17 protein-coding genes are annotated in these 22,990 nt (G+C 47.5%); 11 read left to right on the forward strand and 6 right to left on the reverse strand.

Annotated features, from left to right (window positions below):
• The first annotated feature begins 55 nt into the window (after window positions 1-55).
• The 3 genes from MJ769_RS01090 to MJ769_RS01100 all read left to right on the forward strand — a co-directional run bounded on the left by MJ769_RS01090 (window position 56) and on the right by MJ769_RS01100 (window position 1,937).
• A complete protein-coding gene (locus MJ769_RS01090) occupies window positions 56-835 on the forward strand; it encodes an SH3 domain-containing protein (RefSeq protein WP_239233999.1) in 780 nt (259 codons plus the stop codon).
• 124 nt (window positions 836-959) lie between these two features.
• On the forward strand, window positions 960-1,100 hold the full coding sequence (locus MJ769_RS01095) for a hypothetical protein (protein WP_239234016.1): 141 nt from the start codon (window positions 960-962) through the stop codon (window positions 1,098-1,100).
• Between the two features lie 9 nt (window positions 1,101-1,109).
• On the forward strand, window positions 1,110-1,937 hold the full coding sequence (locus MJ769_RS01100; protein ID WP_239234000.1) for an HDOD domain-containing protein: 828 nt from the start codon (window positions 1,110-1,112) through the stop codon (window positions 1,935-1,937).
• Between the two features lie 47 nt (window positions 1,938-1,984).
• On the opposite strand, the gene miaA is transcribed toward MJ769_RS01100, so the two are convergent.
• Window positions 1,985-2,938, reverse strand: coding sequence for a tRNA (adenosine(37)-N6)-dimethylallyltransferase MiaA (gene miaA / locus MJ769_RS01105; RefSeq protein ID WP_239234001.1), 954 nt, complete (start codon window positions 2,936-2,938; stop codon window positions 1,985-1,987).
• On the reverse strand, window positions 2,935-4,806 hold the full coding sequence (mutL, locus tag MJ769_RS01110; protein ID WP_239234002.1) for a DNA mismatch repair endonuclease MutL: 1,872 nt from the start codon (window positions 4,804-4,806) through the stop codon (window positions 2,935-2,937). Before mutL ends, miaA begins: the two co-directional genes overlap by 4 nt.
• Before the next feature lie 427 nt (window positions 4,807-5,233).
• Between mutL and MJ769_RS01115 the strand changes: the two genes are divergently transcribed.
• The 5 genes from MJ769_RS01115 to MJ769_RS01135 all read left to right on the forward strand — a co-directional run bounded on the left by MJ769_RS01115 (window position 5,234) and on the right by MJ769_RS01135 (window position 15,881).
• Window positions 5,234-8,734, forward strand: coding sequence for an FAD-dependent oxidoreductase (locus tag MJ769_RS01115; RefSeq protein ID WP_239234003.1), 3,501 nt, complete (start codon window positions 5,234-5,236; stop codon window positions 8,732-8,734).
• Window positions 8,735-8,829: 95 nt separating this feature from the next.
• Window positions 8,830-9,954 (forward strand): Re/Si-specific NAD(P)(+) transhydrogenase subunit alpha, encoded by a 1,125-nt coding sequence (locus MJ769_RS01120; RefSeq protein ID WP_239234004.1) that lies wholly within the window; start codon window positions 8,830-8,832, stop codon window positions 9,952-9,954.
• Window positions 9,955-10,023: 69 nt separating this feature from the next.
• On the forward strand, window positions 10,024-10,320 hold the full coding sequence (locus MJ769_RS01125; RefSeq protein ID WP_239234005.1) for an NAD(P) transhydrogenase subunit alpha: 297 nt from the start codon (window positions 10,024-10,026) through the stop codon (window positions 10,318-10,320).
• Between the two features lie 153 nt (window positions 10,321-10,473).
• Window positions 10,474-11,853: an NAD(P)(+) transhydrogenase (Re/Si-specific) subunit beta gene (locus MJ769_RS01130; RefSeq protein ID WP_239234006.1), complete on the forward strand. Its 1,380-nt coding sequence runs from the start codon at window positions 10,474-10,476 to the stop codon at window positions 11,851-11,853.
• A 539-nt stretch (window positions 11,854-12,392) separates the two neighbouring features.
• Window positions 12,393-15,881, forward strand: a complete 3,489-nt coding sequence (locus tag MJ769_RS01135; RefSeq protein ID WP_239234007.1) for a bifunctional diguanylate cyclase/phosphodiesterase — start codon at window positions 12,393-12,395, stop codon at window positions 15,879-15,881.
• A 401-nt stretch (window positions 15,882-16,282) separates the two neighbouring features.
• Here the strand turns inward: MJ769_RS01135 and MJ769_RS01140 are convergent, their stop codons facing one another.
• The 4 genes from MJ769_RS01140 to MJ769_RS01155 all read right to left on the reverse strand — a co-directional run bounded on the left by MJ769_RS01140 (window position 16,283) and on the right by MJ769_RS01155 (window position 21,195).
• On the reverse strand, window positions 16,283-17,917 hold the full coding sequence (locus tag MJ769_RS01140) for a SulP family inorganic anion transporter (RefSeq protein ID WP_239234008.1): 1,635 nt from the start codon (window positions 17,915-17,917) through the stop codon (window positions 16,283-16,285).
• Between the two features lie 284 nt (window positions 17,918-18,201).
• Window positions 18,202-18,651, reverse strand: a complete 450-nt coding sequence (locus MJ769_RS01145) for a universal stress protein (RefSeq protein ID WP_239234009.1) — start codon at window positions 18,649-18,651, stop codon at window positions 18,202-18,204.
• A gap of 860 nt (window positions 18,652-19,511) precedes the next feature.
• Window positions 19,512-20,243 carry a glycosyltransferase gene (locus MJ769_RS01150; protein ID WP_239234010.1) on the reverse strand — a complete coding sequence of 244 codons (732 nt, stop codon included), beginning with the start codon at window positions 20,241-20,243 and terminating at the stop codon, window positions 19,512-19,514.
• A gap of 25 nt (window positions 20,244-20,268) precedes the next feature.
• Entirely contained in the window at window positions 20,269-21,195 is a 927-nt protein-coding gene (locus tag MJ769_RS01155) for a UDP-glucuronic acid decarboxylase family protein (protein ID WP_239234011.1), read from the reverse strand.
• 126 nt (window positions 21,196-21,321) lie between these two features.
• On the opposite strand from MJ769_RS01155, the gene MJ769_RS01160 reads away from it, so the two are divergent.
• From MJ769_RS01160 to MJ769_RS01170, 3 genes are all read left to right on the forward strand, one after another.
• Complete coding sequence (locus MJ769_RS01160) at window positions 21,322-21,483, forward strand: Arm DNA-binding domain-containing protein (RefSeq protein ID WP_239234012.1); 162 nt, start codon at window positions 21,322-21,324, stop codon at window positions 21,481-21,483.
• Between the two features lie 651 nt (window positions 21,484-22,134).
• The gene (locus MJ769_RS01165; protein WP_239234013.1) at window positions 22,135-22,614 is read left to right on the forward strand and encodes a cupin domain-containing protein; all 480 of its coding nucleotides are present in this window, start codon (window positions 22,135-22,137) and stop codon (window positions 22,612-22,614) included.
• A 38-nt stretch (window positions 22,615-22,652) separates the two neighbouring features.
• Window positions 22,653-22,934 (forward strand): antibiotic biosynthesis monooxygenase, encoded by a 282-nt coding sequence (locus tag MJ769_RS01170; protein ID WP_239234014.1) that lies wholly within the window; start codon window positions 22,653-22,655, stop codon window positions 22,932-22,934.
• The last annotated feature ends 56 nt before the right edge of the window (window positions 22,935-22,990 follow it).

Consider the following 22,990-nt stretch of genomic DNA (forward strand, 5'->3'; position numbering starts at 1 on the left):
GGTACGGTTGCACCATAATTATAGAGGCAGAAAAGTGGCAAGATTGTGGATACAGTTGAACAAATCATGGCGCTTACTCAAAATTTGGGCGCGACAAATTCTATGCGGAACAGTTGTAGCATTTTTAGGTTTGAACATTACGGGTTGCACCCTCCAGACATCGACCCCAGCAACCTCAAGCCCAAGCCCAAGTCCGCCGCAAGAGTCTTACGCCGTTCAGCAACGTGAAATCGAACGTCTGCAGCAGCTATTGACGGAAAAAGACGCGTTAATCCGAAATCTGAACGCTCGTCAACAGGATCAGGCCAAAGCTTTACAGGAATCCACCAGCAAAGTCACCCGTGACCAGGTTGTGTTGCGACGGCTAGCCACGAAGCCAGGTGCAGCGTCATCTATCGCGGAAGCAGAAGTGGCTATAGCAAGTTTAAAACTATCTCAGGTCACAGTGCCCGAACAAATACTGCAGGCACAGCGTCTTCTCGATGCAGCTACGGCGTCCTACGCCAAAGGAAACTACGGCACAACCATGAACCACGCCGCGCAGTCACGAGAGTTCATCGAAATGGTGAAGGATAACCACTCCCGCAAAACTTCAGATCAACGCCTTGCGATGGTAGTATTCAACGTCCCCATTCCGTTACGAGCCAAGAGCAACGTCAACCTGCGCCGAAAGCCATTCACCAACGCGGCCAAGCTCGTAACACTTAAAAAAGATTCCGCGTTGACTGCACAGGCCTATCTGGATGACTGGCTACAAGTGCAGACTAGCGATATGCGTTCTGGATGGGTACTAAACACACTGGTAGAAGTGCGGGTGGGAGATCTTGATCATTAACCTTATTTTGACGCAAACGTAATATCCTACCAATCCAATCGCATAGCGGACAGCATAATGTCAAAGCATACTTTAAAGTGCGACTCACAAGCATCGGCGCAGTGCCAGGAGCCCATAGGCTGCAATGCTCAATGTGAGCGTGATAGTGAAACCCACGCCAGCCATTTTTCTCATTGTGGTTCAGCCCGAAGTCCAGTTTCAGGCCACCTCTAAAGATTATGCCAAGCTTGTCGAGATACTCGATAGGTTAGCACTGGTAAGTTAAGGAGACATTATGCAAGACCATAAAATGCGGGAATTGGCAGAGTGGGTGAACTTTCTTAGTCAAGTCGATATCCCCGTATTGAAACAAACCGCACGCAATCTGTCTGCACTACGCCAGAATGAAAAAAACCTCAGTGCGCGGAGTGTTGCTTATGTTATCAGGCACGACCCAATGATGACCGTCAAACTACTGCGTCATTTGCAACAGAAAAAGCATCGCAGCCAAGAGCATGAATTGGTGGAGGTAGATCAAGCATTAATGATGTTGGGTCTCGATATATTTTTTAAGAAGGTGCCGGCAGAACCGCTGGCGGAAACAGTTCTAAGCGGACGGATGGATGCCTTGAGCTGCTTATTGCGAGTGATGCATCGTTCAAACCGCGCGTCCACTTTCGCTGTAGATTGGGCGGTACGCTTGAATGATATGCATCATGAGGAAGTACGTATCGCTGCATTGCTATTTGATATTGCCGAACTGCTGATGTGGTGTTTTGCGCCTGAAGATATGCTGAAGATCCGAGCCATGCAGCAACAGAATAAAACATTGCGCAGCAATGATGCGCAGGAACGGGTGTTAGGCTTTACATTGTTACATTTGCAATCTGCATTGGCACTCAAATGGTCACTGCCCAAGCTGCTGATCGCGCTGATGGATGGCGAGTGTGCCAATCAACAGCGCGTGCGTAATGTCTTGCTAGCCGTCAATCTTGCGCGCCACTCTGCCAATGGCTGGGCCGATGCGGCTCTTCCCGATGACTATATAGACATTGGCAAACTCCTGCATATGCCTCCGGAAGAAGTGAAGGTTATGATCGGTGCGGAAGAGAAGGGTCTATGAGCTTCTGAAAAACTGTGCACCTGATTTTTTCAGTGCAAATCCTTATCTCACTTTGTGGGCGATATGTTTTGTAGCTGACACACCGCAGCAAGTACTTGCCGCGCGAGATTGTCGGCTAAACAATCAAATTCGATTATTTCCGGCATGCCACGCAACCAGGTAAGCTGACGCTTGGCCAATTGACGCGTGGCGGCATTGCCTTTATCCAACAACTCCGTTTCGTTTATTTCTTTAGCGAGAAATTGCCATGCCTGACGATAGCCTACACAGCGCATGGAGGGCAGATTGGGATGCAACGAATATTTTTCTTTAAGAGCAAGCAATTCATCCACCAAGCCGAGTTTAAGCATGGCAGCAAATCGTGTGGCGATACGTGCATGCAATTTGCTACGATCACTTGGAATGAGCGCAATCTGCATGACGTGATACGGCAGCGGCTGTTTGTTCTGCTGTTTATACAGCACGGACATCGGTTGACCGGAGAGTTGATAAACTTCCAGCGCACGTTGGATACGCTGCGCATCGTTTGGCTTTAGAAGCGCAGCTGTTTCCGGATCAACCTGAGCCAATTCGGCATGTAGTGCAGGCCAACCGATACGTATGGATTGTTCGTCCAAAGCGGCACGCACTTCAGAGTCGGCCTGCGGTAGTTCATTCAGACCGAAGAGCAAGGCGCGAAAATACAACATGGTGCCGCCAACCAGCAAAGGAATGTGCCCGCGTTGAGTGATGTCACTCATCAAGCGCAGTGCATCCTGGCGAAAAGCTGCTGCGGAATAAACACTGGTTGGGTCAAGTATATTGATCAGATGGTGTGGCGCATGAACGAGGACAGCAGCCTCGGGTTTGGCAGTGCCGATATTCATATCCCGATACACCAACGCGGAATCAACGCTAATAATTTCAACTGGAAGCTGCTGTGCCAGTTCTACAGCCACTTGAGTCTTTCCGCTGGCGGTAGGGCCCATAAGGAAAAAAGCGGGAGGCAGTGGTGTGTTCATTTTCCCCGCATGAACAGCGTATCCAATTCTGCAATACTCATTTGAAACCAGGTCGGACGACCATGATTGCACTGGCCGGAACGTTCTGTACGTTCCATTTCTCGCAGGATATTATTCATCTCAGGCACGGTCAGGATTTGATTCGCGCGAACAGCGGAATGGCAAGCCAGCGTGGACAACACTTCGTTGCGTCGTTCAGTCAGCACTCGAGAGGCGCCGTATTCACGCATTTCATGCAACACATCACGTGCGGCAGCTTCGGCGTTAGCCTGTTTAAGCATAGCTGGCATGGCCCGCACTGCCAGTGTTGTCAGCGACAATGGAGCGATATCAAAACCGAGTTGTGTCATGGCAGCATGATTTTCCTCGGCTGTGGCAATGTCCAATGCGTCGGCCGCAAAGCTCACCGGGATTAGCAACGGCTGCATGGGAATTTGCTGCCCATCAAGTGCCGTTTTAAGTCTTTCATATACGATACGCTCGTGAGCAGCGTGCATGTCCACCACCACCAGTCCATGCTCGTTTTGCGCCAGCAAGTAGATACCGGCCAGCTGTGCCAAGGCAAAGCCGAGCGGCGGAATTTCTGGTTCTGATAAAAAAGATTGAGAAGGAGTGCTTAAAATGGGCGCATCATTTTGGTTATCCTCCTCCCCTCCCCTGCTTTCCTTCCTTCCAAAAAGAGCATCGTAAAAAGCCAGCGGCTGTGATGCCGTATGCAACTGTAAAGGCTGCTGCATCGACATGGTTCGTTGCACGGATGGAATCTGAGCTAATTGATTCGGCAGGTCAGATGCATTTTCTTTTAGAGCCACGGGTGTACTCAAAACTTGTTGCAGCGTATGGAACACGAATTGATGAATGGCCTGACTCTCGCGAAAACGAACTTCGATCTTGGCAGGATGTACATTCACGTCCACCAATTCTGGTGGCATATCAAGAAACAGCACGAAGGCGGGATGGCGCTGGTGATGAAGGATATCCTGATAGGCTTGTCGGATAGCATGAGCGATTACTTTGTCGCGGATAAAACGTCCATTCACAAAAAAATATTGCGCTTCGCGTGATGCTTTCGAATAGGCAGGCAGGGAAGCCATGCCATATAAATGCAGCCCGGCTGCCTTGCGCGAGACAGGCACCGCACTTTGCGCAAACTCTTTGCTAAGCATAGCTTCGATACGTTTTGGCAATGCCTCTGCTTTTTCTTCCCAAGATACTTCAGAAACCGTAGAGGTCGAAGCAAGAGGCGTGCAGCCTGAGCTTGATAGCATGGGTAATTGCCACATCATACGGTTGTTGTGCTGCAGACTGAAGGCAACATCCGGGCGTGAAAGCGCGATGCGCTTGAAGGTTTCTTCGCAATAAGCGAGCTCAGTGGCTTCGGACTTAAGAAATTTACGCCGTGCCGGGGTATTGAAATACAGCTCACGTATTTCCACACTCGTGCCATGAGCGTGTGCGGCCGGAATAACTTCGCTCTGTGACCCATCCACGGATTGGATCTGCCAAGCATGCTGGCTTTCCGCCATGCGGCTGGTAAGAGTTACCTGCGCCACTGCCGCCATGCTGGCCAAAGCCTCGCCGCGAAAGCCCATGCTGGCGACGCGCTGCAAGTCAGCTAATGACGCAATCTTGCTGGTTGCATGGCGCATAAGGGCGAAAGGTAACTCATCCGGAGCGATGCCATTGCCATTGTCGCGCACACGCAGCAGCTTCACGCCACCGCCTTCCAGCTGCACGATAATTTCGGTGGCACCCGCATCCAGGCTGTTTTCCAGCATCTCCTTAAGCGCGGCAGCAGGACGTTCGATCACTTCGCCAGCAGCGATTTGGTTGATGAGCAGATCAGATAAGAGCTGTATGGTGGCCATATAGAATGATTCAGGTTACGGGTACTGAATTATAACTTTTTCATGCTATGGCAGTGCGGTGGCGAAGATAAAATCGTATAATCACAAGTTAATAAAAATTATCATTGCCCGGTATAGCCGGGTTTTTTAATATGTTTGGGCTGGCAAGCCTGTCGGATTAATAAATCCGTAGCACAGAATTAGCCGGGCGAAGGTAGATTTACAGCCGATTCCGTTTAAGTCCTTGAGCTGCTAGATCGCAGAAGTTGTGTTCGTATACAAGCAAGATGCCTCGCTTGCCGCTGGGTTGTGACACCTCGGTTTTAAATTCACAGCGCATAATAAATTCAGGAGTTTGCACTGCATGGAAAGCATAAATTCTCAGCAACCTATCACAAGTATTGATAGTAGCGTAACGCCTCCCCCAGTTTTAAAACTGGGATTCGGAATGAAATTTGAAGATCTCTACAGCGTCGATGGGCTGCCCCGTATCGACTCTTATTTCCTGGCCGAACTTTCTGAAAGCGAACCGTTACTGGCGGAAAAACTGGCCGCAGCGCGTAAAACACCGGATCACATGACGCATCTGGAAGAATCGCAGCTCATTATTAATCTGGCCCCACACCTGGAAGACTTTCTTGGTCAATTATTTAATATTCAGACTGCGGTACGCAAATCGGCAGAACAACACCATGAGCTAGCGCCCCTGTTCCACTGTAAACGTATTTTTGTGCAGCGAAAAGCAATAAACAAGTACAAAGCGGCTGATGCCGCAGCTTTCGATGGTGACGTCCTTGCAACAGCATTATTACAAGCTTTCGGCGATACCACTGGTGAAATGAGCGAATTACTTTTTGCCCGCCAGGTTAACAACTGGCTTGATGCCGAGGCAGAAAATATCGACAAACTTGATCTTGCCATGCGTTACGCGGCTTGGGCGGTGCATACCACAACTGGGAAAAAACGCCATGGGCACGGCGTGTTATTCAAGGTTCCTGCCAAGCTCGATTTTCAGCGCCTGATACCTATCATCCCAATTGAAAATGTTCCATACACCGCGCATCGCCTTGCGGATAGCCATCTGCGTCAACGCGAGGGTTTCGCCCTTACTGACAAAGGTACGGACTTGGCTGGCGCCATGGGTGAAGCTAATTACTGCATTTGGTGCCATGAACAAAGCAAGGACTCCTGCTCGATTGGACTGCGGGAAAAAGCGGGTGTTGCTGATGCCCCCCCGCCATTTAAGAAAAGTACTTTCGGCATTCCACTGGCGGGTTGCCCCGTGGATGAAAAAATTTCCGAATTTCATAAAGTTAAAGCTTCCGGTCTGGCATTGGGTGCATTGGCTATCATTGCTGTAGATAATCCGATGTGCGCTGCAACCGGTCATCGAATTTGTAACGATTGCATGAAATCATGCATTTATCAAAAGCAGGAGCCGGTAAATATTCCACAGTCCGAGACACGCTCCTTAAAGGATGTTCTGGAGCTACCGTGGGGCTTTGAAATTTACAGCCTGCTCACCCGTTGGAACCCCCTCAATATTCGTCGGCCCTATCCGCGTGCTGCTACTGGCAAGCGTGTACTTGTCGTCGGCATGGGTCCTGCCGGTTTTACGCTGGCACATCATTTGATGAACGATGGTCATATTGTTGTTGGTGTCGACGGGTTAAAAATCGAGCCGTTGCTGGGCGATTTATCTGGCGTGGATGCAGATGGCAATCGAGTGGCATTTAGCCCGGTCTACGATGCAAGTGCATTGAAGGAACCGCTGGATAACAGAGTTATGGCCGGTTTTGGTGGCGTGGCCGAGTATGGCATTACGATTCGATGGGATAAAAATTTCCTTAAAATCATTCGCCTGCTGCTGGAACGGCGCACACAGTTCGCGCTACTCGGTGGCGTACGTTTCGGCGGGACCATTACGGCCGAAAGTGCTTTTGAATCAGGCTTCGATCATATTGCACTGGCAGCTGGTGCTGGCCGCCCAACATTGCTCGACATACCTAACGGTATGGCATGCGGTGTTCGAACTGCGTCTGACTTTTTGATGGCATTGCAATTGACAGGGGCTGCCAAGCCAGACTCCATCGCCAACATGCAAGTTCGCTTACCCGTTGTAGTAATCGGCGGTGGCTTGACCGCTATTGATACAGCCACTGAATCTCTTGCCTATTATCCGGTACAAGTTGAGAAATTCCTTTGCCGCTACGAAAGGCTGATAGCTGAAAAGGGTGAGGCCGTATTGCGCAGCATGTGGACGGCGGATGAAACAATTATAGGCGACGAGTTTTTGAGTCATGCTCGAGCTATACGCGCGGAGCGGGCCATGGCCTTGAGCGAAGGACGTAACCCCAACATCCTTCAGCTTATCAAATCATGGGGAGGCGTCACTTTGGCCTATCGCAAGCGCCTGGTCGACAGCCCTTCATATACCCTCAATCATGAGGAAGTGGAAAAGGCGCTGGAAGAAGGGATTTATTTTGCCGAAGGTTTGACCCCAGTGCGGGTAGAGGTGGATACAAATGGCAATGCGATTGCCATGGAGGTAATGCACCAGGTATTAAATGCCGAGGGAGCCTGGCAGAAGGCCGGGCAAATTAATCTACCCGCGCATACCATCTTTGTGGCTGCGGGCACCCAACCGAACACAGTTCTGGCACGCGAGTTTCCAGAAAAATTCAAGCTTGATGGCCGATACTTCCAGGCATGTGACGAACAAGGAGAACCCGTCAAACCAGAGCGTAGCAATACCAAACCGGCCCAGGCACACGTGCTTCAGTACAAGCACCATGATGGCCGCTTCATCAGCTTTTTCGGAGACCTGCATCCTTCATATTCCGGTAACGTAGTCAAGGCCATGGGTAGTGCAAAGCAGGGTTATCCGGTGTTAAGCAAAGTATTGTCACAAGTTGCCGCTGCAGATAAAGGGAACGATCAGGATTTTCTTGCACGCCTGAGCAACGATCTGCGCGCCACCATACATCAAGTGATCCGCCTTACCCCTACCATCATAGAAGTAATCGTCAAGGCGCCTGCCGCGGCGCGAAATTTTCAACCGGGGCAATTTTATCGCCTGCAGAATTATGAGACTCATGCCACACAAGTCGATGGTACACGTATGGTCATGGAAGGTTTAGCTTTGACCGGCGCTTGGGTTGATGTCGAACAAGGCTTGCTCTCTACTATTGTGCTGGAAATGGGTGGTTCTTCTCAGTTATGTGCTGCGCTGAAACCCGGTGAACCAGTAGTGCTTATGGGGCCAACTGGTACGCCCACTGAAATTGTTCCGGGAGAAACAGTGATGCTGGTTGGTGGGGGCTTGGGCAACGCCGTACTATTTTCCATCGGCAAGGCATTCCGTAGCGTCGGCTCTAAAGTTCTTTACTTTGCTGGCTACAAAAAAATGATAGACCGTTACAAGGTGGAAGACATCGAAATGGCCGCTGATGTGGTGATTTGGTGCTGCGATGAAGCGCCCGGATATATACCGGACCGTCCCCAAGACCGAACTTATGTAGGTAACATCGTGCAGGCCATCAAAGCCTATGCCAGCGGTGAACTAGGACAGCAAGACCTTGCGGTGAAGCAGGTCGATCGCCTCATCGCGATTGGTTCAGACAAGATGATGGCCGCTGTTGCAGGGGCCCGTCATAGCGAACTGAAACCCTATATGAAACCGGATCACCATGCCTATGGCTCCATCAATTCACCCATGCAATGCATGATGAAAGAGATTTGCGGCCAGTGCATTCAAGAACACTTCGACATTACGACTGGGGAAAAAACCTATGTATTCTCCTGTTTTAACCAAGATCAAAAACTGGACTGCGTAAACTTCCCCGGTTTGAACGCACGGCTCAAGCAAAATACCGTGCAGGAAAAGCTGACCGCGCAATGGATAGAACATTGCCTCGAACAAGATGACATGTTGACGGGTATATCTTAATGATAAAATCGCTCAGTAATTTGTTTTTTAGAGATGCCCTTGAATAATTACTTCTGCCCGGTAGACTCAGGCCATATTAAAAGAGGAGATGTTTCATGCGTATAGGGATTCCTAAGGAAACGCGCGCAGGTGAAACACGTGTTGCGGCAACGCCCGAAACAGTGAAAAAAATGCTGGCCGCCGGTCATGCAGTCATGGTGCAGCAAGGTGCCGGAACAGGCGCGAGCATTCCCGATGCAGACTATCTGGCTGCAGGAGCCACCTTGGTCAGCGACGCGGAGGTATATGCGCAAGCTGAGATCATACTTAAAGTGAAAGCCCCAACCGAAGACGAGCTGGCAAAGCTGGCCGCAAAAACCGTACTGATCGGCTTACTTTCACCTTTTCAGGCGGACTTGGTTGCAGCCTACGCCAAACAGGGCATTACCGCTTTTGCCATGGAAAAGCTGCCGCGTACGTCACGCGCGCAAGCTATGGACGTTCTGTCCTCGCAAGCAAATATTGCCGGATATAAAGCAGTGCTGGTGGCGGCGAATTTATATAATCGGTTTATACCGATGTTGATGACGGCTGCCGGAACGGTGAAGGCAGCGCGCGTGGTGATATTAGGCGTAGGTGTTGCTGGTTTGCAGGCTATCGCCACTGCCAAGCGTATGGGTGCGGTGATTGAGGCCTCCGATGTACGTCCTGCAGCGAAAGAACAAGTAGCATCCCTGGGTGCCAAGTTCATTGACGTGCCTTTTGAAACTGATGAAGAGCGAGAGATTGCCCAAGGCGTTGGCGGCTATGCCCGCCCCATGCCAGCCAGCTGGATGGAACGTCAAAAGGTAGAGGTTGCTAAACGTGTGGCACAAGCCGACATTGTCATTACCACTGCATTGATTCCCGGTAGAGCCGCACCCGTGCTGGTAACTGAAGATATGGTCAAATCCATGAAACCGGGATCCGTGATCGTGGATATGGCTGCTGAAGCAGGCGGCAATTGCCCGTTGTCTGAAGTAGGCAAGACAGTGGTCAAGCATGGCGTCACACTGGTAGGTGAAGACAATCTGCCTGCTTTGGTTGCGACAGATGCCAGTGCTTTGTATGCACGCAACCTGCTTAATTTCCTCACTTTACTATGCGACCCTAAAAACGGCGGAAAAATGAACATCAATCGTGATGACGATATTATCGCCGGATCGTTACTGAGTATTGACGGAGAAGTGGTTACTAAATAAATAATCTCCCTCTCGGAGGGAGAACTGGAAGAGACTAAAATTCGCCAATCTCAACATAGGAGTTTAGAAATGAGTACTGTAATTGATCCTGTAATTATCAATCTGACCGTATTTGTACTGGCCGTGGTGGTCGGCTATCACGTGGTATGGAATGTCACACCCGCGCTACATACGCCGCTAATGGCAGTGACCAATGCCATTAGCGGCATTATCATCGTCGGTGCCATGTTGGCGGCGGGGCCTGAACAACTGGACGCCGGCACGATCATGGGCTTAATCGCAGTTATGCTGGCAGCAGTTAATGTATTCGGTGGTTTTCTGGTAACGCAACGCATGCTGAGCATGTTCAAAAAGAAAAGCAAATAAGCCAAAACGCCACAACTCAGACGCGAAGTAGTGAAGTGGAGCGACATCAGCCATTAATTTGTGAATGGCTCCCTGCTTATTCGTAGGAGCGTCACACCACTTCTCCTGACTCGCGAAATAAAGCAGTTACAAAAAAATATTCAAGGAAAATTTATGTCGGCAAATTTTGTTGCATTAGCCTATTTAGTCGCCGCTGTCTTGTTCATCCTGGCACTGAAAGGCTTGAGCTCTCCAATTTCCGCACGGAACGGAAACATGTTCGGCATGATAGGCATGGCCATTGCGGTGCTTACCACGCTGACTGTCACCCAGAACCTGGTTTATATTGTGCTGGCTATCATTGTGGGCGGATCAATCGGTGCGGTGGTCGCCCGACGTATTCAAATGACTGCCATGCCTGAATTGGTGGCGGCCATGCACTCACTGGTCGGTCTGGCGGCGGTGCTGGTCGCCATGTCCGCGTTTTATAATCCAGTCGCCTACGGCATCGCGCCGTTGCATGCCAGCAACCTGATTGAGTTATTCATCGGCACGTTTATTGGTGCGATCACATTCACTGGTTCCATCATCGCATTCGGCAAACTGTCCGGCAAGCTTGGCAGCAAGCCGCTAACATTTTCAGGACAACACTGGTTTAACCTGTTCCTGGGTGTTGTGATGATCGCTTTCGGCATCATGTTCACGGTTACGGAAAGTTGGACACCATTCCTGATCATGATTGTTTTGGCGCTGGCGCTGGGCGTGTTACTGATTATGCCGATTGGCGGGGCGGACATGCCAGTAGTCGTATCCATGCTTAACTCCTATTCCGGGTGGGCGGCAGCGGGCATTGGCTTTACCCTGAATAACAATATGCTGATTATTGCCGGTTCATTAGTAGGCAGCTCTGGCGCGATTCTCTCTTATATTATGTGCAAGGCAATGAACCGCTCTTTCTTCAATGTAATTCTCGGTGGCTTTGGTGGTGAAGCTGAAGTGGGAGAGGCTGGCAAGGTCGAACAACGGCCAGTGCGTAGCGGTAGTGCGGATGACGCTGCATTCCTGATGGGCAATGCGGGTAGCGTCATCATCGTGCCGGGCTATGGCCTGGCGGTCGCGCGGGCACAACATGCAATCAATGAAATGTCTAATCTTTTAATCGAAAATGGCGTCAATGTACGTTATGCCATTCACCCTGTGGCTGGACGCATGCCGGGGCATATGAACGTGTTACTGGCCGAGGCTGAAGTACCTTACGATCAAGTACTTGAAATGGACGAGATCAATAACGAATTTGCCGATACTGATGTAGTACTGGTTATCGGTGCCAACGACGTGGTGAATCCTGCAGCCAAAACTGACCCGCACTCTCCTATTTATGGCATGCCGATCATTGATGCACACAAGGCGCGCACCATTCTGGTGGTAAAGCGCAGTATGGCTGTTGGTTATGCAGGACTGGACAATGATTTGTTCTATTTAGACAAAACCATGATGGTGTTTGGCGATGCAAAAAAGGTAGTCGAGGAAATTATCAAGTCGTTGCAGCATTAAGTTACTCGATGACTTATCTGGGGTACAACTAAATAATCAGCGCTTTGAAAATATCCATCTGAAATTGTAAATATTCTTAAACAATGCAGTAGGAATAATAAAACCTGGGTTTAGAAGTACTCTAATCGAATTGCATCTCATAATTCATGACCACATTAAAGATGGAATTACATAAGCACTCAGGAAATCCTGAAGCGCCTTAAAGTATTTCTCCAAATTGTCGTAAAGTAATATACTTGATGGCTATTTATGAGATGCAAAAAGTGAATTCTTAGGAATACCATATTGGGCCGACTAGGATACTTTTGAATTGATCTGCCAGTCAAACCGTCGGTGGCGGCACCTCTCATCTCAAGCTTCACTTGACCGCATTAATAATGCACCCATGTTCAGTCAGACACACTGCAATTATGGAGTTTTCATGCAAAACATGATGTTAAATTATTAATGTGGTAACTCCATTCGCTGCATCACGCATTAATGTGATTCAGAAGCTACTATCTTTGTCTCCTACCGTCCGATTTTTACCATGGTTAGTAGTGATAGTTTCTTTGGTTGTAACCCACCAGTTATGGAAAAATGCACACAACGAAGCTGTACGGGAATTGCAATATAATTTCAATTTTCGTGTGCTTGATGTCAGAAACCGCATTGAACAGCGTATGCAGTCTTATGAACAAGCGCTACGGGGCGTACAAGGTTTATTCGCCGCCTCCATTAACGTAGAACGCGACGAATTCCATGCCTATATCCTCGATCAACATATTGTGGAGAACCTCCCTGGTATACAAGGCGTTGGATTTTCGCTGATCGTACCTGCAGTGCAGCAAAACAAACACACTACAATTATCCGCAAGGAAGACTTTCCCCCACACCCCATTAGTCATAATGGGAAACAAGACATCGCCACCTCCCTCATCTTCATCGAGCCCGTCACAGAGAGTAATCGACGCACTTTTGGTTACGACATGTATTCCGATCCGATACGACGTGTTGCAATGGAGCAAGCACGCGACAACAATAAAGCCGTTATCACAAGTAAGACAAAACTTATACAAGAAAAAAGTGAGAGCACGCAGGCTGGTTTTCTGATGTATTTACCTATTTACAAAAATGGTGCGCCATATGCCACCTTAGCTCAGCGCCGCGCAAACCTAATCGGCTGGGTCTGTGCTCTGTTTCGGATGGATGATTTAATGCGTGGCATTCTCGGTACACGTGTACCTGACATCAACATAAAAATTTACGATGGCGAGGAAATGTCGAGTAAGACGCTAATGCATGATGCCGATAGCACAAACAAAATCGGCGTCAAGATGGATCCGCTCTTCCATGCTTCCAAGCACTTTGAAATTGCTGGCCACACCTGGACAATGGCTAATAGCTCTCTCTCTAGCTTTGAGGCACAGCTGGACGAAGAACAGTCGCAGTCCATCATCGTGTTTGGCTTAGCTGTAAGTATATTGCTGGGGCTACTCACAGGGTTGCTGGTGCAGGGTCGGGAACGCGCTCTTCGAGCTGCGCGGAAGATGAATGAACGATTAATCGAGAGTGAGGAGCGCCTACGCCTTAGTCTGATGTATGGCGAAATCGGCACTTGGGATTGGGATATTTGTACTAGCGAACTGTATTGGTGCGACCATATTTCTTACCTGATGGCCTGCCCTGCAGGAAAACAGAATAGTACTTATGAAGATTTTATGAGCAGCATACATCCTGATGATCGTCAGAACGTTGTCAATTCAATGAATGCCTGCGTTGAAGCAAGCACTAGATACAACATAGAGCATCGAGTGATTTGGCCGGACGGCACAATACGCTGGTTACATCAGCGTGGCGGTGTAATACGCGATAAAGATGGGACTCCTCTGAAGATGCTGGGTGTGGTTCAGGATATTACCAGCAAAAAACTGGAGGAGATAGAACTGGTCGAGATCGATACGAGATTGCGCACCATTATTGATGCCGCCCCGGACGCCGTAGTGTTAATGAATTCAGAGGGCATTCTCACCGGCTGGAATGGACAGGCAGAAAAGATTTTTGGCTGGACCCGAGAAGAAGCCATCGGACAAATGCTGCACGATATGATCATCCCGCAGCAATATCGTAATGCGCATATTCAGGGCCTGAAACATTTTTTGGCTTCCAGCGAGGGGCCTGTACTAAACAAGCGCATAGAGATAGCAGGCTTGCATCGCGATGGCCACCAATTTTCTATCGAATTGGCAATATCTCCAGTCAAACATAAAGATAAATATGAGTTCTGCGCTTTCATCCACGACATCACAGTTCGCAAGAATACTCAAAGCTTACTGCTGCATGCCAAAGAAGACGCTGAGCGGAGCTCCGCAGAGTTAATCAGCTATATCCAGGCCATTGACCAGCACGCCCTCGTTTCAGTCGCCGACCCTGTCGGGCGCATCATACAGGCCAATGAAAAGTTCTGTGAAGTCAGTGGCTACAGCCCGGAGGAGCTGCTCGGTCATGATCACCGCATCATCAATTCCGGGATGCATCCAAGCGCTTTCTTCATCGATATGTGGACAACCATCACCCGTGGTGACATCTGGCGCGGTGAAATTTGTAATCGCGCAAAAAACGGCACATTGTATTGGGTAGATAGCGCCATCGTGCCACTCAAAGGTGTGAACGGGCAAATTGTACGTTACATTTCGGTCAGGGTTGATATCACCAAACGCAAGGAAGCTGAGCAGCATATCCAGTCCCTGGCTTACTACGATGTGTTGACTGGACTACCCAACCGTACCCTGCTGCGTGACCGTCTCGGTCAGTTGATCGCTGAATCCCATCGCGATAAGCAGCAATTTGCATTGCTATTTATTGATCTTGATCGCTTTAAGTATATTAACGATTCGATGGGGCATGCGGTGGGCGACAAACTATTGCAGGAAGTCGCGCTGCGCTTGCAGGAATGTGTGCGTGAAGTGGATACTGTGTCGCGTATCAGTGGCGACGAATTTATTGTGTTACTGCGTGAAACTGATGCAAACGGTGCGGCGCATGTGGCTGGCAAGATACTCAAGACACTGACTACTCCTTGTAATGTCGGCACTCTGCAAATCGTCACCCATGCCAGCATCGGCATCAGTATTTACCCTGATAATGTGGATAGTGACGACGAAATCAATACATTGATCAAGCACGCTGACGTGGCGATGTATCGTGTAAAGGCTGAGGGCCGCAGCAATTTTTTGTTTTTTGAGTCTGAAATGAATTTCCGTGCTAATCAACTATTCTCCATGGAAAATGATATGCGCCTGGCATTAGAGCGCAACGAGTTTACATTGCATTATCAGCCTCAGGCGAACTTGATTAGTGGAATGGTGTGCGGTGCGGAGGTTTTGCTGCGTTGGGAGCATCCAGAAAAAGGCTTTGTTTCACCAGCCGAATTTATTCCGGTGGCCGAAGAGACTGGGCAGATTATACCTATAGGGGAATGGGTGCTGCGCACAGCTTGCAAGCAACTGGCCGAATGGCGGCGACAGGGAATGGCCCAATTTCCGCTGTCTATAAATATATCGGTCATACAGCTACGTCAGCCTCAACTTGCGCAAATAATCATCGCTGTATTAGAAGAAACGGGGCTGGACCCAAATGACTTGGAGTTGGAAATTACTGAAGGCGTCATGCTGAACGAAGCTCAAGCAGCAATGGATTTTCTGATCAATATGAATGAGCTGGGAGTGAAGTTGGCCGTGGATGATTTCGGCACTGGGTATTCTAGCCTTAGTTACTTGAAGAAAATGCCGCTTGATCGACTGAAGGTTGATCAATCATTCGTGCGTGACGTCGCTACTGATGACAACGATGCGGCTATCGTGCGGTCCATCATTAGCCTGGGCCACCAGTTCAAATTACAGGTCATCGCGGAAGGCGTGGAAACGCTGGAACAACTTGATTTCTTGCGCATCAGAGGCTGCGACGAGGTTCAAGGTTATTATTATAGCCGTCCACTGCCAACTGAAAAATTTGCAATGTTCGTCAATAGCAATCCAGTACTAAATTAGGATTGGATATAATTTTCGTTATTTTCTAGATGCATTGTTCGTCACCCCAGAGCTTGGGGAGTCTCATATCGACCAAGAGAAAAGACCACCAAAAAGTGCCACGCCCGACTGCAAGATTCCAGATTTTTTCACTGCTACAAAATAATATTGTACTAAACTTACTTTCAAGGACGGTTTCAACCGGAAGTCCTTATATTCCCCCCCTGAAACAGCGCGGCGACCTCATATTTCGGGAATACAAACTGCGATCAAATTTTTACTCGCGCCTTGTCTTGACTAGAAAATTGAAATTTAGATGCGCCCTAAAGTTGAGTCCTTATAAATAAGATTTCAGAGTTGAATCACCTATGAACAAAGTGGGGCTTACTCTCCAGAAAAGAACACTATAATTTCATTCACCATCAGACGATATTCTTCTGGATCAGAACCTTCTTACCCGATGGGTATTCATCATGGTGGTCGTGTAAAACAATAAATTCTTCGTTCTTTACTAATCTTTCCTTGCCGTATATATCGCGAACCTCAACTGAAATATTATGATTGGGTGCTGTTACTAAAAAGTCATCAATTGTTTCCACAATGTCGTGATCAATAAAATGAGATTTGCTGGCATCAATTACAAGCGTACTGTTTGGTTTGACATGTGCAAGAAGCTTTCTCAATAATGCCTTATTGAGAAAGGATACATCTTTATGAAACGTTAATACATAAGATGAATCATCTTGAATCAGAGTAATGGCATCACGGTAATTAGCCTTAATAACGAAGAACAAACCAAATACTATACCGACTGACATGCCTATTAATAAATCGCTAGCTAAAATCGCTGTTATTGTAATAATGAACGGCAATAATTGACTCCAACCCTTTCGATAGAATTCCTTGAATAAAGCTGGTTTAGCGAGTTTATACCCAGTATGCAGCAAAATGGCTGACAAACAGCCCAGTGGAAAATAATTTATGTAATTTGAAAAAAACATTACGCTCAGCAATATACATAGGCCATGAATAATAGAAGATAGTGGCGATTTACCACCAGAGTTAATATTGGCTGAACTACGCACAATAACAGCAGTTATTGGTAAACCGCCGATTAATCCGGAAACAATATTTCCAACGCCTTGTGCTTTAAGCTCTCTATTAGTCGGTGAAGTGCGTTTTAAAGGATCTAGCTTATCTACTGCTTCTAGGCTTAACAATGTTTCGAGACTACCAACAATAGCTAGCGTGGCTGCAACAATATAAACCTGAGGATTAGTCCAATAACTGTAGTCAGGAAATATGAAGTTATTCAAAAACTCGCCAACACTATTTGAGACAGGAATATTCACTAAGTGAACTGAACCGACCGCCCAATCCGGAAACCAACGCTCAGCAGATAAATTATATAGAATTCCCCATACTATCGCTATTAATGGGCCAGGAATTAATTTTAGAATTTTTTGCCTTTTAAACCATGGCTTTTCCCAAACTATCAGTATCAGCAAGGCAACAATGGATGTCACTAATACACCATGCGAAATGGAGTTAAAAGCATCATATATTGGGAGTAAAAATTCTTGTACATCTTCTTCCCTATAAGCCTCAGGACCACCATATAGCACGCTATAACCAGTAGCATGAGGGATCTGTTTAATAATTAAAATCAACCCAATGGCAGCTAACATTCCTTTAATAACAGCTGAAGGGAAAAAAGCACCGACGATCCCTGCTTTGAGAAAGCCAGCTATTAGCTGCATAAAGCCCGCTAATACCACGGCAACTAAAAACCCTTGGTAACTACCTAACGTTTCAATAGCGTTAAAAACAATCACCGTTAAACCGGCCGCCGGACCCGAGACACTAAGTTGTGAACCACTTAACCAAGCGACAACTAGCCCACCGACCATTCCTGCTATCAATCCAGCGAACATAGGCGCTCCAGATGCCAGGGCGACACCAAGGCATAACGGAAGGGCCACTAAAAATACCACGATACCCGAAGGAATATCATCCTTTAGGTGTCTAAAGTAGTGATGTCTGAGTTGTTGGGTCATTATTTGCGTCTCCAAAATCTTATGTTAATCGCTTCAAGCTTAATTCCCCGCCCTTTGGGAAAAAGTCCGGTGAAAGCCGGCTGATTTACAGCTCGACAATACCCATGGCTAACAGCGGGTGCTTTATTTTGGCTATCTCAGTAGTTATCTGTTGATTTTTGGTAACTGCTTAATTATGAAGGCATGAAGGATTTTTCGTTAATCATAAAAATCCCCAACCATATGATTTATAAGTGTTTAGTAGATCATTAAATCAAATTCAACAGCTAATTGCAACATAGCCTTTATTTTGGCCTTAAAACCAATACGTCACAGGGTGAAAGTTTTAAAATGCGATCCGCAAAAGAGCTAAGGAAAAGCCCAGCAAAACCTCTTTTATTTCTTGTTGCTATTACGATCATACCTGCATTAATTTCTTTAGCATACTCAGCCAGCCTATCTGCTGGAGATTTCGCAATTATAACTTCAAAATGCGCTTTTTTTAGTACCGACAAAGGCATCATCTCACTTGCTTTATTCTTTATAAAATCAAGCGCATGCTGTTTCATATTTTTTTGTTCGTCCTTGCTAAGGGTTTCGTCAACACCCATATCACTAACGTACACATCTTTCCTGATAACGTGAACAAAATATACTTCCTTTTTGGTCCAAACATATTCATGCCCCCATCTTGAAATACTTGGCATAAACTCATCTTCGGTTGGCATGGCAATTACTATTTTTTGTGGGTTCATTTTTTTCATCCTTAAATAAATATAAATTGCCAAATCAAACAATAATCTATTGGGTTATCCCTAGTCAAGATAATGATAAATCTGTTGGCATCGACATAAGCTGCCCAGAGGAAGTTTGAATTTAATGAACCCGCCGACTTAGCCGAAACTCAACAGTTTTTTTGTTGATATCCAGAACCAGATCATGAAACAACCCCAAAAATAGTATCGATAATGCCGGTTGCATAACAGCCCGAATTCTGGAGAACGCAGATCCTCTACTTGATTTAAGTGGGCATGCACAATTAGTCCAAGAAAACTCGGCGGATAAACATTGCCGATTTGGGATTGATTGAGAAATATTCATTGAACTGCATACTTGCATCATGCGGGCCTTAACTGACGAGCAGGTAGCAGGTAGTAAAAAAAAGCGATCTCGGCAAACCGCTTGCCAATGGCACTAACTAAATCCAGATTCCGGCTGGGAAGTAGCGCCATGACCAAGGCACCAATCGCCGGAACCACAGGCGAATTACACGTAACGTCCCCATTGTTAATCAATCAATGAGGTCAAGTCTCCCATTCATACATTGTTTCAAGAATAATTGGGGTCAGACTCTCATGGCGCTCGGATAATAAATAGAACCCATAAAATCATAATGATAGAATAATAACTCTGTCAATTTTTTTGCGCAATCGTATTTCTCCATCGTTGTATCAGGCTTTTCTCCTATTGGTTGATCTGGGCAATCCCTCTGCGGAGTGCAGATATCGCTATGACTGTTCAAATGTTATTGCTTAACCGAGTTTGACCAGAGCAAACAGCAAGAGGCCGTAAGGGGAGCGTAATGAGCAATAGACTCGGGAGCTACGGGGTGCAGCTACTTCACTCTTAGTCGCGCGAATAATTCCTGAGCTGAGGGGCTAACTATGTTTCTAACCGTGCCATCATGCAAGCCATGAGTAGGAATAGGTAACCCGGCTTGGACGTAATGGGCACGCCAGTTGGATTCGTACAAGACTGTGTGCAGTCCAGTCCATGCTCCTTTGAGTTGATTGAGCTTGAACATGTCAAACATCACACGGTCACAAATGGATGTCCAGGCATTTGGAATCATGCCCCACATGGGCCACATAAAAGCTGCAGACCGGGCAAAAGACATACAATTTGTGTCTACATGGGTATGCTGCAAATCCTCCGTATGCTCAAGTCGCAGGTACTCATGACCAGGCACAAAAATGTGTCGGTATGAAAATACTGCATCCAGAATTTTTCCCTGCGCTTGGGCTTGTTCATAAACATTCACCAAGCTCGTCACATGATTTGGTTCGTATAAGTTATCCGCATCCAGGAAACAAATAACATCTGCGCCTTCGTTCAAGGCGCAGATGGCACCCACACTTCTGGGCGTACATCCATAGTCGCCATGAGCGACCGGTAAAGTGATAGAAGACAGATTTTTAACGCCTGAAGTAACATCAGGCTTGGGGTATCCGTCAGAAATGAGGTAATGCTTCGTATCTTGATGTGTCTGCGCCAATACACTTTGGATGCATCGGCGCAGGATTTCATCCGACTCTTTGTAGTATGGCGTAATAATCGCAACCTTCATTTGGTGGCCACCTTCGCATGGAAACTTAAACGTTGAAATAAGCGATTGTTTTTTTCAAGCCATTGATCAGATCAACCTTTGGGTACCAATCTAGCTGGTTTTTTGCCAGGTTGATGTCGGGTTGCCTTTGTTTGGGATCGTCCTGAGGCAGAGGTTTAAAAACCAATTTGCTCTTTGAGCCTGTCAGCTTAATCACTATTTTGGCAAACTCCAGAATCGAAATTTCTGAAGGGTTTCCAATATTGACAGGTCCGGTAAATTCATCGCCGGTATCCATGGTTCGGATCAACGCATCAATCAAATCGTCAACGTAACAAAAACTTCTGGTTTGGTTACCATCACCATAAATTGTGATGCCATCTCCTTTGAGAGCCTGAACGATAAAGTTACTGACTACACGGCCATCACCGGGCTGCATCCTCGGCCCGTAAGTGTTAAAGATTCGTGCCACTTTGATCCGCAAATGGTGCTGTCGCCAGTAGTCAAAGAAAAGCGTTTCAGCGCAGCGCTTGCCTTCATCGTAACAACTGCGAATACCGATCGGATTGACCCTGCCCCAATACGCCTCCGACTGGGGTTGAACTTCCGGGTCGCCATACACTTCACTCGTGCTTGCCTGGAGAATTTTTGCCTTTACTCGCTTGGCCAGTCCCAGCATGTTGATAGCGCCATGCACACTTGTCTTGGTGGTTTGTACCGGGTCAGATTGGTAATGTACCGGTGATGCAGGGCAGGCCAGGTTGTAAATTTCGTCGACCTCCTCATATAGTGGAAAAGTAACATCGTGCCGCATTAATTCAAAATGGGGATGTCCCAGCAAATGTTTAATATTTTCCTTGTTACCCGTGAAAAAATTGTCAACACACAATACATCTGAACCGCTGGCCACCAGCCGCTCACATAGGTGCGACCCTAAAAAACCAGCCCCACCGGTTACAAGTATTCTTTTCATTGTTTGTCAGCTGGACGCTAAGGATAGGAAATTTAAGCGCGACACGCAATCTCTCGTGCAAGCTGCTCTCACTCTACAGGAGGGAATCACCTGTGTCACCGGGTAAATCCAAGAGTTGAATAAAGAGTGACTTTACTTGCCCACACCAACAGCGGTAAATATTGGCGTTTTGATTATTGCCACGGAGGCAAGCGGAAGATGCTGGCACTGCGTGTATATCCGGACGTAACCCTAGCCGATGCCAGGCCGCAACGAGATTTTGCGCTCAAGCGTCGCGAAGCAACGTAAGAGGTGCAATTTATCTGGATGACGAAGATAGGCTGAACTGGCTTAAAATTGTTTAACGAAGTATGTTCGCGCTTAAACTGGATTTGCCATGCCTATTGCTTGATGACCACCATTATCATGTGGTCGTGGGAACGGACTGCTAATTGCTCGAGTTACCCGCTATGTAGTCTTGAACCCGGTGAGAGCGAGCATGGTTAACGACGCAGCCGATTGGCCCTGGAGCAATGATCGATCGATGATGAATCAAGCGGCACCGTTGAAATGCTAGGAAGTCAATTGGCTATTGAGTCATTTTGGTTCGGATAAAGAACGTGCTTGTGTTCATTATCAGAATTTTGTCCGCGCGGGTATTGGCTTTCCACCCGTTTGGGATAAACACCTTAACAAGATTTTTCTGGGTAATCAGGATTTTGTCGATACAATGTAAAGCCTAATCAACATGGATCTTAATAAGTTCAAAGAGATACCAAAGCTCAGCGCAGACCTTTGGGGAAACCGCTCGATTTTAAATTCTTTAAAGAAGGCATGCAGAATGCATATGAGACCGATTGCCGATGCTTTTTGGGTACATAATGCCACTGTCAGCAGAGCGATCCATAAAACTGCGCTCTAAAATGCATGATTGTGCCCCCTTTCTCTCTTGAGATCACTATGAACGATCAAGATATTTCCATAGCCGTAGTGGCTACACAGGTTGCCTCACGGACAAAACCATCGAACTATCCAGAACCGTTCGCTTCCCGAATGGCGGGGCGAGAGAAGCGACCCCTTGGCGACTTGTTTGGCCTGTCAAATTTCGGGGTAAATCTAACGAAACTTTTGCCCGGTGCTGGTTCAGCCTTGCGGCATGCCCATTCCAAGCAAGACGAATTCATCTACATATTGCACGGTCATCCCATGCTAGTCACCGATGCCGGTGAAACGCAACTCTCTCCTGGCATGTGCGCGGGATTCAAAGCGGGTACGGGCAACGCGCACCAGTTGCTAAATCGTACAGGTGAAGAAGTGCATTACCTTGAGGTTGGCGATCGCAGCGCAGGAGATTCCGCCGTATACCCTGACGATGACTTACAGGCAGATCTCCTCGATGGAAAATGGCGGTTTGCACACAAAGACGGTTCGCCGTATTGAAGTTTACGCTCGTCTAACAACCTGCTATTGGAGTGCACATGCAACATGTTTTAATCATGCACGAGGTCGAAGCCTACCCAGCATGGAAAGCAATATTTGACCAAGCAGCGGACATAAGAAAGCGTGCTGGAGAAATCAGCTACCAACTACTGCGATACGACAACAATGCAAACAACATTGTCCACTTTTCGGAGTGGTCATCATTGGATAATGCCAGGCGCTTCTTCGAATCTCCTGAATTGGTGGAAATCAGACAGAAAGCTGGCGTAAAAGCCCCCGACTTTATCTATCTGCAGGAGATAGAGCGTGGTGTGTTATAGCCCTAACGAATAAGGTTAGGTGCGACACGAAGTTGCACGATGAAGTTGTTCTGCCA

This window comes from Candidatus Nitrotoga sp. BS (assembly GCF_927797785.1).
Classification (GTDB): domain Bacteria; phylum Pseudomonadota; class Gammaproteobacteria; order Burkholderiales; family Gallionellaceae; genus Nitrotoga.

Coding starts and splice junctions, on each gene's coding strand:
- MJ769_RS01145 (WP_239234009.1), bottom strand. CDS start 18,651: ATGAACCCACAAAAAATAGTAATTGCCATGCCAACCGAAGATGAGTTT.
- MJ769_RS01170 (WP_239234014.1), top strand. CDS start 22,653: ATGCAACATGTTTTAATCATGCACGAGGTCGAAGCCTACCCAGCATGG.
- MJ769_RS01125 (WP_239234005.1), top strand. CDS start 10,024: ATGAGTACTGTAATTGATCCTGTAATTATCAATCTGACCGTATTTGTA.
- MJ769_RS01120 (WP_239234004.1), top strand. CDS start 8,830: ATGCGTATAGGGATTCCTAAGGAAACGCGCGCAGGTGAAACACGTGTT.
- miaA (WP_239234001.1), bottom strand. CDS start 2,938: ATGAACACACCACTGCCTCCCGCTTTTTTCCTTATGGGCCCTACCGCC.
- MJ769_RS01095 (WP_239234016.1), top strand. CDS start 960: ATGCTCAATGTGAGCGTGATAGTGAAACCCACGCCAGCCATTTTTCTC.
- MJ769_RS01165 (WP_239234013.1), top strand. CDS start 22,135: ATGAACGATCAAGATATTTCCATAGCCGTAGTGGCTACACAGGTTGCC.
- MJ769_RS01155 (WP_239234011.1), bottom strand. CDS start 21,195: ATGAAAAGAATACTTGTAACCGGTGGGGCTGGTTTTTTAGGGTCGCAC.
- MJ769_RS01150 (WP_239234010.1), bottom strand. CDS start 20,243: ATGAAGGTTGCGATTATTACGCCATACTACAAAGAGTCGGATGAAATC.
- MJ769_RS01100 (WP_239234000.1), top strand. CDS start 1,110: ATGCAAGACCATAAAATGCGGGAATTGGCAGAGTGGGTGAACTTTCTT.
- mutL (WP_239234002.1), bottom strand. CDS start 4,806: ATGGCCACCATACAGCTCTTATCTGATCTGCTCATCAACCAAATCGCT.
- MJ769_RS01130 (WP_239234006.1), top strand. CDS start 10,474: ATGTCGGCAAATTTTGTTGCATTAGCCTATTTAGTCGCCGCTGTCTTG.
- MJ769_RS01140 (WP_239234008.1), bottom strand. CDS start 17,917: ATGACCCAACAACTCAGACATCACTACTTTAGACACCTAAAGGATGAT.
- MJ769_RS01115 (WP_239234003.1), top strand. CDS start 5,234: ATGAAATTTGAAGATCTCTACAGCGTCGATGGGCTGCCCCGTATCGAC.